Source organism: Enterobacter sp. Li2LvB3, assembly GCF_056156645.1.
In genome coordinates this window covers 38,446-49,436 of record NZ_JBSICG010000033.1, presented here as the reverse complement: position 1 = coordinate 49,436, position 10,991 = coordinate 38,446, and the positions used below count along the sequence as shown (strand labels likewise).

The following is a 10,991-nucleotide window of genomic DNA, read 5'->3' as shown; positions in this document are numbered from 1 at the left end:
CTGAACCACAGGTTTTTATAGGCAGGGTAAGGCGAAGTCAGGCCGCACTCCATGTCATAATAAACTCTGCAATCCCGTCCACATCATTCAAATCAAGAACCGGTACTGGCAGGTCTAACCCTATATCGCTGGCCACTGCAATAACATGTTCATCCAGCGTTAATTCAGCGATATCGTGCCCCGCATCGCGTCTGAAAAGCAGTATTTTCGGTACTGCTTCATGTTTAAATCCTTCCACCAGGACCAAATCCAGCAACGAATGATCCATCCGGCTGACCAGATAAGCGAGATCCAGCGGTGCCTCATCAGGCGTTTCAGTCATTAATGCCCAGCGCTGGGTACTTGCCACCATCGTCTGCGCTGCGCCTGCTTTGCGAAGTTCGTAACTGTCTTTACCGGGTTTATCTACGTCCATATTGTGATGAGTATGTTTGATTAACCCCGGGCGGATCCCTTTATCGCAAAGGGCAGGTATCAGTTTTTTCAGGAGTGTGGTTTTACCTGTTCCACTCCAGGCTGAAATGGCCAAAATCGGTGTCATCGTTTCACCTGCATCAGCTGAAGATCTTCCGTTGTGTTCACATTGATAAACGCCGACTTCAAATCGCTAAAATCAACAGAATGCCCGCCAGACTGGCGCATAAATACCATCACTCGCCTTTCACCCGCCGCAAGATAAGTTTGCAGGTCATGGACTAACGCTTTGTTAATTAATGCAATTGTTGGATGATCCCGTTCACCATCATGTACCCAGACAACGGGTGATACGCCTCGTTGCATCGCCATGCGCTCAACAAGGCAAGACGGAATAAAAGGCGTATCACACGAGCAAAAAAGAAACCACTCCCCCTGAGATTGCTGCATCACCGAGAGCATTCCAGCCAAAGGACCCGGGTAATCAGCAAGCTTATCCTGATAGATTGCAAATCCGCTACGCTCATAAATATCGATATTGCGGTTAGCGCTAATGGCGATTGATGCGACCTGGCCTGACAGAGTGTCGGCGACATGTTTCCATAAGGGCTTACCGTTTAGCTCCTCAAGCCCCTTATCTTTCCCTCCCATACGCGTTGCTCTTCCGCCTGCCAGAACGACACCGGTAATTTCCTGATATCGATTCACGAATATCGCCTCTTTTATTGTGGGATTGACCCTGCTAACGTGTCTTTCTAAATGAAAGGAGCACCACCATGAAATGTAAACGTCTGAATGAAGTTATTGAACTCCTCCAGCCGGCCTGGCAAAAAGAGCCAGAGCTGAACCTGATGCAATTTTTGCAGAAACTGGCGAAAGAGTCAGGTTATGACGGTGAATTGACAGACCTTTCTGATGACATCCTGATCTATCACCTTAAAATGCGCGACTCTGCAAAAGATGCTGTTATTCCGGGTATTCAGAAAGATTATGAGGAAGATTTTAAAACCGCATTACTGCGCGCACGTGGCGTAATTAAAGAGTAAAAGCTTGTAAGCGGCGACTCCGAAATCGCCACAAGATGATATCCTGAATCATTCGTATATTTTCCGGATGATCGGATGAACGACCAGGCTTTTACTTTCCAGACATTGCACCCGGATACCATTATGGATGCCCTTTTTGAGCAGGGTATTCGGGTGGATTCCGGGTTAACTCCCTTAAATAGCTACGAAAACCGCGTCTATCAATTTCAGGACGAGGATCGGCAGCGTTTTGTCGTTAAATTTTATCGCCCCGAGCGCTGGTCCGCGGAGCAAATCCAGGAAGAACATCAGTTTGCCCACGATCTGCTGGAGGACGATGTCCCTGTTGCCGCGCCGCTGAAATTCAATAACCAGACGTTGCTCACTCACCAGGGATTCTACTTTGCTGTATTTCCCAGCCTGGGTGGCCGCCAGTTCGAAGCCGACAATATCGATCAAATGGAATGGGTTGCGCGTTATCTTGGGCGAATCCATCAGACTGGCCGTAAAAAACCGTTTATTGCTCGCCCGACCATGGGCATTCAGGAATATCTTCAGGAGCCACGTCAGGTATTCGAATCGTCAGCACTTATCCCGGCAATGCTGAAAGATAATTTTCTCGCTGCGACGGATAAACTAATCGATGCGGTGAAGTCATGCTGGCGCGACGATATTCCAGTGCTTCGTCTGCATGGGGATTGCCATGCCGGTAATATTCTCTGGCGTGATGGCCCACTGTTTGTTGACCTGGACGATGCCCGAATGGGGCCAGCCGTTCAGGATCTGTGGATGCTGCTCAATGGGGACAAAGCCGAGCAGCGTATGCAGCTTGAAACCATCATTGAAGCTTATGAAGAGTTTAGTCCCTTTAATTCAGACGAAATTGCCCTGATTGAACCTTTACGTGCGATGCGTTTTGTTTATTATCTCGCATGGTTAATCAGGCGTTGGGATGACCCCGCATTTCCCCGAAATTTCCCGTGGCTTACCGGGGAGGATTACTGGCGCAACCAGATATCCACATTTACCGAGCAGGTTAAGGTTCTTCAGGAACCCCCTCTGCAATTAACGCCGATGTATTAATTGGACACACCCAGGAGAAAGTTGATCATGAAAAAAATTTGGCTGGCGCTGGCAGGTATGATTCTGGCATTTAGCGCTTCTGCTGCTCAGTTTACTGACGGCAAGCAGTTCATCACGCTCGAGAAGCCAGTAGCGGGTGAGCCACAGGTTCTGGAGTTCTTTTCGTTCTATTGCCCGCACTGCTATGAGTTTGAGCAGGTGCTGCATGTTTCTGACAACGTGAAGAAAAAGCTGCCGGAAGGCACCAAAATGACCAAGTACCACGTTGAGTTCCTGGGCCCATTGGGCAAAGACCTGACTCAGGCGTGGGCGGTTGCCATTGCCCTGGGTGTGGAAGACAAGATCACCTCCCCAATGTTTGAAGCTGTGCAGAAAACCCAGACTGTGCAAACGACTGCTGATATCCGTAAAGTATTCGTTGATGCGGGTGTGAAGGGCGAAGATTATGACGCGGCCTGGAACAGCTTCGTGGTGAAATCTCTGGTTGCTCAGCAAGAGAAAGCGGCAGCCGACCTGCAATTGCAGGGGGTTCCGGCGATGTATGTTAACGGCAAATACCAGCTGAACATGCAGGGCATGGATACCAGCAGCATGGATATCTTCGTACAACAGTATGCCGATACCGTGAAATATCTGGTTGAGAAGAAGTAAGAAAAAAACGCCGGTCAGTGACCGGCGTTTTTATATGAAGATTTTATGTTGTTTATCTGCTCGTCTTTATCTTTCCAGAGTGTATTGAGCCAAAGCTGGAAACGACGTTTGAAATTCTTATCGTTAACGTAATCACCATGCAGCTCTGCATCCACAGGCACCAGATCGACCCGCACCACAATCCGCGTTAATTTGCCGCTGAGCATATCGTAGAATGGCGTCTTATCGTTTTCCGGATAGCATAAGGTGACGTTAAGCAGCTTATCGAACTGTTCCCCTAATACGTTAAGCGCCATCGCAATTCCTGCGGCCTTCGGTGGTAATAAGTTCTGGTAAGGTGAGCGCGTTTGCTGGCGTTTTTCTTCAGTAAAACGCGAGCCTTCAACAAAGTTAACGATGGTCGTCGGATGCGCCCGAAACTTTTCGCATGAGCGGCGCGTGGTTTCTACATCTTTACCGCGGCGTTCTGGATGGCGGATCAGATAGCTGCGCGAATAGCGCTTCATAAACGGCATATCCAGCGCCCAACAGGCCAGACCAATAAAAGGAACCCAGGCTAGCTGCTGTTTCAGGAAGTATTTGTTCATTGGGATATGTTTGCGGAACAACACGCATAAAATCACGATATCTGCCCAGCTATGGTGATTGCAGATAAGCAAATACCAGTTCTTTTTGTTCAGTCTGTCCAGACCTTCAACATCCCACTTCAGGCGGGGATTCAGGTAAAGCAGTATGGCCAAACCTTCGCACCAGCAGTACATCATAAAATTACAAAATGTAGAAACCGCGCGCCAGACTGCGGGAACAGGCAACAGCAGTTTAATTATTCCGGCGACAATAATCGGCACCGAACAGGCGATGGTAACCAGAATAGTTAAAATGATGCTTAACAGTAATGTTATCGCAGCAAGTAATCTCAACATAATGAGCATTTTCAGATAGTTATCTATAAGGTGCGGCCGGTTTCCGGCGCTGGGCGCTGATTTTACCAGAAAACAGACACAATAATGGCGCTTTCATACCGCGAGCCTGAGGCTTTTACTCAGCAGCAGACGATTCCACTATGATGGTGGGAATGGCAAGGCTTATATCCACATGGAGTAAATTGTCATCAGTTGACGAAAGAGATCCCGGATCAATAATCAACTAACTGATATTAAATATAAAAATAGAATGTGGTATATAATTTTCATGGCTGTTATTCATATGAAGCAAAAATATGCACAAACTTATCCACAGATTGAAATTTGCGAGCGATCCTCACGATCGCAAAATCTTTTCCTGTTATCAGCGCTAAAAACTGATGTTTTCATCCTTCTGTGGCATCCTTTACCCATAAATTGATTAAAGGCACGGACATTATGGTTCAGATCCCAGAAAACCCTCTTATTCTCGTCGATGGCTCTTCTTACCTGTATCGGGCGTATCATGCGTTTCCTCCTCTGACCAATAGCGCAGGAGAGCCTACCGGCGCGATGTATGGCGTGTTAAACATGCTGCGCAGCCTGATCCTTCAGTATCAACCGACCCATGCGGCCGTTGTTTTTGATGCGAAGGGCAAAACCTTCCGTGATGAATTATTCGAAGACTACAAGTCTCATCGTCCGCCAATGCCTGACGATCTGCGCGCACAAATAGAACCGCTGCACACGATGGTGAAAGCGATGGGTCTGCCGCTGCTGGCGGTGTCCGGGGTAGAGGCTGATGACGTAATCGGCACGCTGGCGCGTGAAGCCGAAAAACTGGGCCGTCCCGTGCTTATCAGCACCGGCGATAAAGATATGGCGCAGCTGGTGACGCCAGGGATCACCCTGATTAACACCATGACGAACACCATTCTGGGGCCAGAAGAAGTTGTCACCAAATACGGTGTGCCGCCCGAACTGATCATCGATTTCCTTGCCTTAATGGGCGACTCCTCCGATAACATTCCGGGCGTACCGGGTGTGGGTGAAAAGACGGCTCAGGCGTTGTTGCAGGGGCTTGGCGGGCTGGATACGCTTTACGGCGAATCAGATAAAATCGCGAGCCTGACATTCCGCGGCGCGAAGACGATGGCGGCTAAGCTTGAGCAAAATAAAGATCTGGCTTACCTCTCTTATAAACTGGCAACCATCAAAACTGACGTTGAGCTGGAGCTGGGTTGCGAGCAACTTGAAGTGCAGCAACCGTCAGCGGACGATCTGCTCAGTCTGTTTAAAAAATACGAATTCAAACGCTGGACGACAGACGTCGAAGCAGGCAAATGGATGCAGGCGAAGGGTGCTAAACCTGCGGCAAAACCAAAAGAAACCCTCGAAGTTGAGGTTGAAGTAGAAGAAGAGCCGGTGAGCGCCCTGTCTTCTGAACACTATGAAACCCTGCTTGAAGAAGCGCAGTTAATTGCGTGGATTGAAAAACTGAAGAAGGCACCGGTCTTCGCGTTCGATACTGAGACGGACAGCCTCGACAACATCTCCGCCAATATGGTTGGCCTCTCGTTTGCAACGGAGCCGGGCCTGGCTGCATATGTCCCTGTGGCGCATGACTACCTGGACGCACCGGATCAAATTCCTCGCGAGCGCGTGCTGGAATTGCTCAAACCTCTTCTTGAAGACGACAAAGTCCTTAAGGTGGGGCAAAACCTTAAATATGACCGTGGCATCCTGCAAAACTACGGTATTGAGCTGCGCGGTATTGCCTTCGACACCATGCTGGAATCCTACATTCTGGACAGCGTTGCAGGCCGTCACGATATGGACTCCTTGTCCGATCGCTGGCTGAAGCACAAAACCATTACCTTTGAAGAGATTGCCGGTAAGGGTAAAAACCAGCTGACCTTTAACCAGATTGCGCTGGAAGAAGCAGGCCGCTATGCGGCAGAAGATGCCGACGTAACGCTGCAACTGCATCTGAAGATGTGGCCAAAGCTTCAGAAGAACGAAGGCCCGCTGAGCGTATTCCAGCATATCGAAATGCCGCTGGTGCCGGTGCTGTCCCGTATTGAACGCAACGGCGTGAAAATCGACCCAACGGTGCTGCATAACCACTCGGGTGAGCTGGCGCAACGTCTTACCGAGCTTGAGCAAAAAGCGCATGAGCTTGCCGGCGAGGCGTTTAACCTGTCATCGCCGAAACAGCTGCAAACTATCCTGTTTGAAAAACAGGGCATCAAGCCATTGAAGAAAACCCCTGGCGGCGCACCATCGACCTCTGAAGAAGTGCTTGAGGAGTTGGCGCTGGATTATCCGCTGCCAAAAGTGATCCTCGAGTATCGTGGGCTTGCGAAGCTTAAATCGACCTATACCGATAAGCTACCATTGATGATTAACCCGAAAACAGGGCGTGTGCATACCTCCTATCATCAGGCGGTTGCTGCGACCGGGCGACTTTCATCGACCGATCCAAACCTGCAAAACATCCCGGTTCGTAATGAAGAGGGGCGTCGTATTCGCCAGGCGTTTATTGCCCCGGATGATTACCTGATTGTCTCTGCGGACTACTCGCAAATTGAACTGCGTATTATGGCGCATCTGTCGCGTGATGAAGGTTTGCTGACTGCATTTGCCGAAGGGAAGGATATTCATCGCGCTACCGCAGCAGAGGTGTTTGGCCTGCCGCTAGAAAGCGTGACGAACGAGCAGCGCCGTAGTGCAAAAGCGATCAACTTCGGTCTGATTTATGGCATGAGCGCATTCGGGCTTTCGCGTCAGCTCAACATTCCGCGTAAAGAGTCGCAGAAGTATATGGATCTCTACTTCGAGCGTTACCCGGGTGTGCTGGACTATATGGAGCGTACTCGCGCCCAGGCGAAGGAGAAAGGCTACGTTGAAACTCTGGAGGGCCGTCGTCTTTATCTGCCGGACATTAAATCCAGCAATGCAGCTCGCCGTGCCGGCGCAGAGCGTGCAGCGATCAATGCCCCGATGCAAGGTACCGCAGCTGACATCATTAAACGTGCAATGATTGCCGTTGATGCCTGGCTGGAACACGAGAAACCGCGTGTGCGCATGATCATGCAGGTGCACGATGAACTGGTGTTCGAAGTGCATAAAGATGACCTGGCTGCTGTGTCGAAAAAGATCCACGAACTGATGGAAAGCAGCATGAAACTGGATGTGCCATTGCTGGTGGAAGTGGGCAGTGGGGAAAACTGGGATCAAGCTCACTAAGGGTCAGGCGAATAACGTGCTTTTTATGTAACTTAGCAACATAACCAGGTGCGTTTTGTGATGATCATTAGAATTCCCTATGTAAAGAATGAAAAAAAACTACGAAAAGTGCTTTTTCGATCGATAAAAAAAGAGTAGAGTTAACGACGTAGGGTACAGAGGTAAGATGTTCTATCTTTCAGACCTTTTACTTCACGTAATCGGATTTGGCTGAATATTTTAGCCGCCCCAGTCAGTAATGACTGGGGCGTTTTTTATTGTGCCAAAGAAAATTGCGGGCAAAAAAAAGCGCGGTCATTGCCGCGCGCGTTATTACTCTTCTTCCGCTTCTGTCGCGGGCTCCAGCTCGTTGAACCAGCCATCAAGCTTCTGACGCAGTTTGTCGACACCTTGCTTTTTCAGCGAGGAGAATGGCTCAACCTGCACATCGCCATTAAATGCCAGTACCGCTTCGCGAACCATATTCACTTGTGCTTTACGTGCGCCGCTCGCCAGTTTATCGGCTTTCGTCAGCAGCACGAGCACCGCAATATCACTCGCCACGGCCCAGTCGATCATTTGCTGATCGAGGTCTTTCAATGGATGGCGAATATCCATCAGAACCACAAGACCTTTAAGACACAGGCGTTTTTCCAGGTATTCACCCAGCGCACGTTGCCATTTGATCTTCATCTCTTCCGGTACTTGCGCGTAACCATAGCCTGGCAAGTCGACCAGACGTTTACCGTCAGCCACTTCAAACAGGTTGATCAACTGAGTACGGCCAGGCGTTTTTGACGTACGCGCCAGGCTTTTCTGATTGGTCAGCGCATTCAGGGCGCTGGATTTCCCCGCATTGGAGCGGCCAGCAAATGCAACTTCAATCCCTGTATCAGAAGGTAAGTGGCGAATATCAGGCGCACTGGTAACAAAATGCGTCTGTTGGTAGTTCCAGGTAGTCACGTGGTCGTCTCCAGAAATCGTAATCTGTGGGGGATTATACCTGAATGCGGGCAAAAGGCTTTTCTCATCGTAATAACCCTGTAGGCCATAACCGCAGACGGTGTAGGAGATCTGCCATAGATGCTATGGGAGATCTCAGAGAAATCGCAGGTGTTAAAAAACACAAACCATTTAAAATCATAAAGTTAATTATGGGTAATTTTCTTAAAATCCACTTTTGTACCTTTCTGTTGCTTGTTAGTTTAATGGAACAAGGTAAAGTGTGCGGCAAGGCGAGGATGCCAACAGGATAACGACTTAAGGATAAGGGTCAGGAGCGCCAGGAGGCGAAGACTCAGGATTGTCAGGATGACAAGCGCCTGGAGGCGTTTAAAACAGGAAAGGGAACCGTATCACGGACGGTATCTGCCAAAGGATAAAACAGGGTTCGTTGTAGGCAAACAAGGAATGTCTGACCCGTTAAGGGTTGTGAGTCAGGAAAAAAGGCGACAGATTGCTCTGTCGCCTTTTTTCTTTGCTTGCTTTCTGCTAGATTTCGCCGCAATTCTATACTGAAGAAAACGACTTAAAGATAAAACATCATGAAAAAACCGACCTCCGTAGCGGGCGCAAAACGCCCTGCAAAAGCACGCCGCAAAACGCGCGAAGAACTGAACCAGGAAGCGCGCGATCGTAAACGCGATAAAAAGCATCGTGGTCATGCTGCGGGCAGCCGTGCGAACGGTAGCGGTGAATCGTCCTCTTCTGCGAAAAACAAGCAGCAGAAAGATCCGCGTATCGGCAGTAAAACTCCCATTCAACTGGGCGTGACAGACACCCCGGTCACTAAGCAGCACAAACCAAAGAGCGAGAAACCTATGCTTTCACCGCAGGCTGAGCTGGATATGCTGGAGAATGATGAGCGCCTGGACGCGCTGCTGGAACGTCTTGAAGAGGGAGAGGCCCTGACCGCTGAAGAACAGTCGTGGGTTGATGCCAAACTGGATCGTATCGATGAGCTAATGCAGAAACTTGGTCTGTCTTACGACGATGAAGATGACGAAGAAGAAGAAGAGAAGCAGGAAGATATGATGCGTCTTCTGAAGGGTGGAAACTAACATTTGCACCCGGCAGGTACGACAGTCCTGCTTATAACCCTTCCGGTTATATGTTATCTGGTGTGGTTATTCGTTAAACTACGGCGGTTGTCGCGGCGACATAAGTGGCTGCGCACCCGAATGATGGCCCGCAATGGGGCCAGAACGGGCCGCCGTATACGAACGCGACACCAACGGAAGGAGTGAGTATGTCTGTACCATCTATCGACTGGGATTTGGCCCTAATCCAGAAATATAACTATTCCGGGCCACGCTATACGTCATACCCAACCGCGCTGGAGTTCACCGATACCTTCGGTGAGCCTGAATTTCTTCAGGCTGTTGCCCGCTATCCTGAGCGCCCGCTTTCGCTCTACGTCCATATTCCGTTCTGCCATAAGCTCTGCTACTTCTGTGGCTGCAATAAAATTGTTACCCGCCAGCAGCACAAGGCCGATCAATATCTGGATGCACTTGAACAGGAAATCCTGCATCGTGCGCCGCTCTTTGCCGGACGCCACGTCAGCCAGTTGCACTGGGGTGGCGGTACGCCAACTTATCTGAACAAAGCACAAATCAGCCGACTGATGGCGTTGATGCGCGGTAACTTCAATTTTAACGATGACGCTGAAATTTCGATCGAGGTCGATCCACGTGAAATTGAGCTGGATGTACTGGATCACTTACGCGCTGAAGGTTTTAACCGCCTGAGTATGGGCGTGCAGGATTTCAACAAAGAAGTGCAGCGTCTGGTGAACCGTGAGCAGGATGAAGACTTTATTTTTGCCTTGCTGAACCATGCGCGTGATATCGGCTTTACGTCGACCAACATTGACCTGATTTACGGCCTGCCAAAACAGACGCCAGAGAGCTTCGCCTTTACGCTGAAGCGTGTGGCTGAGCTCAATCCCGATCGCCTGAGTGTCTTTAACTATGCGCACCTGCCAACGTTGTTCGCCGCGCAGCGCAAAATCAAGGATGCGGATCTACCTTCTGCCCAGCAGAAGCTGGATATTTTGCAGGAAACCATCACTTCGCTGACCGATACCGGTTATCAGTTTATTGGTATGGATCACTTTGCCCGCCCGGACGATGAGCTGGCGATTGCCCAGCGTGAAGGTGTGCTGCACCGCAACTTCCAGGGCTACACCACCCAGGGCGACACCGATTTACTGGGGATGGGCGTTTCGGCCATCAGCATGATTGGCGACTGCTACGCGCAGAACCAGAAAGAGTTAAAGCAGTACTACCAGCAGGTCGATGACACAGGTAATGCGCTGTGGCGCGGTATCGCGTTAACGCGGGATGATTGTATTCGCCGTGATGTGATTAAGGCGCTTATCTGTAATTTCCGTCTCGATTTCAGTGCGACAGAAGTGCAGTGGGATCTGGTATTTAACGAGTACTTTGCGGAAGACCTGAAGCTGCTTGCTCCGCTGGCGAAGGATGGGCTGGTGGATATTTCGGAGAGTGCGATTGAGGTTACGCCGAAAGGGCGTTTGTTGATTCGTAATATCTGCATGTGCTTCGACGCGTATTTGCGTCAGAAAGCGCGTCTGCAACAGTTCTCGCGGGTGATTTAATACGCGCAGAATTGCGTCAAAATGTAGGCCGGGTAAGGCGAAGCCGCCACCGCCACCCGGCATTTA

11 protein-coding genes are annotated in these 10,991 nt (G+C 49.9%); 7 read left to right on the top strand and 4 right to left on the bottom strand.

The features are described 5' to 3' along the window. Positions 1 to 37: 37 nt before the first annotated feature. Positions 38 to 541 carry a molybdopterin-guanine dinucleotide biosynthesis protein MobB gene (gene mobB / locus ACS603_RS21545; protein WP_182063050.1) on the bottom strand — a complete coding sequence of 168 codons (504 nt, stop codon included), beginning with the start codon at positions 539 to 541 and terminating at the stop codon, positions 38 to 40. Next, positions 538 to 1,122 (bottom strand): molybdenum cofactor guanylyltransferase MobA, encoded by a 585-nt coding sequence (gene mobA, locus ACS603_RS21540; protein ID WP_182063049.1) that lies wholly within the window; start codon positions 1,120 to 1,122, stop codon positions 538 to 540. Before mobA ends, mobB begins: the two co-directional genes overlap by 4 nt. Before the next feature lie 68 nt (positions 1,123 to 1,190). Here mobA and ACS603_RS21535 point away from each other — a divergent pair, with 68 nt between their 5' ends. From ACS603_RS21535 to dsbA, 3 genes are all read left to right on the top strand, one after another. Then, complete coding sequence (locus tag ACS603_RS21535; RefSeq protein WP_014072418.1) at positions 1,191 to 1,460, top strand: YihD family protein; 270 nt, start codon at positions 1,191 to 1,193, stop codon at positions 1,458 to 1,460. 75 nt (positions 1,461 to 1,535) lie between these two features. Further along, positions 1,536 to 2,522, top strand: a complete 987-nt coding sequence (locus ACS603_RS21530) for a serine/threonine protein kinase (RefSeq protein WP_315687369.1) — start codon at positions 1,536 to 1,538, stop codon at positions 2,520 to 2,522. Between the two features lie 27 nt (positions 2,523 to 2,549). Then, complete coding sequence (gene dsbA, locus ACS603_RS21525; protein ID WP_182063047.1) at positions 2,550 to 3,173, top strand: thiol:disulfide interchange protein DsbA; 624 nt, start codon at positions 2,550 to 2,552, stop codon at positions 3,171 to 3,173. 14 nt (positions 3,174 to 3,187) lie between these two features. On the opposite strand, the gene ACS603_RS21520 is transcribed toward dsbA, so the two are convergent. Next, positions 3,188 to 4,096 (bottom strand): acyltransferase, encoded by a 909-nt coding sequence (locus tag ACS603_RS21520; protein ID WP_395676688.1) that lies wholly within the window; start codon positions 4,094 to 4,096, stop codon positions 3,188 to 3,190. Positions 4,097 to 4,534: 438 nt separating this feature from the next. Here ACS603_RS21520 and polA point away from each other — a divergent pair, with 438 nt between their 5' ends. Both polA and spfP read left to right on the top strand, forming a co-directional pair. After that, entirely contained in the window at positions 4,535 to 7,324 is a 2,790-nt protein-coding gene (polA, locus tag ACS603_RS21515) for a DNA polymerase I (protein WP_474944916.1), read from the top strand. Between the two features lie 166 nt (positions 7,325 to 7,490). Continuing rightward, positions 7,491 to 7,538 (top strand): small protein SpfP, encoded by a 48-nt coding sequence (gene spfP, locus ACS603_RS21510; RefSeq protein WP_071892919.1) that lies wholly within the window; start codon positions 7,491 to 7,493, stop codon positions 7,536 to 7,538. 98 nt (positions 7,539 to 7,636) lie between these two features. On the opposite strand, the gene yihA is transcribed toward spfP, so the two are convergent. Next, positions 7,637 to 8,266, bottom strand: a complete 630-nt coding sequence (gene yihA / locus ACS603_RS21505) for a ribosome biogenesis GTP-binding protein YihA/YsxC (protein ID WP_474944915.1) — start codon at positions 8,264 to 8,266, stop codon at positions 7,637 to 7,639. A gap of 581 nt (positions 8,267 to 8,847) precedes the next feature. On the opposite strand from yihA, the gene yihI reads away from it, so the two are divergent. Then, entirely contained in the window at positions 8,848 to 9,363 is a 516-nt protein-coding gene (gene yihI, locus ACS603_RS21500) for a Der GTPase-activating protein YihI (protein ID WP_182063043.1), read from the top strand. A gap of 188 nt (positions 9,364 to 9,551) precedes the next feature. Further along, on the top strand, positions 9,552 to 10,925 hold the full coding sequence (gene hemN / locus ACS603_RS21495) for an oxygen-independent coproporphyrinogen III oxidase (protein ID WP_474944914.1): 1,374 nt from the start codon (positions 9,552 to 9,554) through the stop codon (positions 10,923 to 10,925). Positions 10,926 to 10,991: the final 66 nt, after the last annotated feature.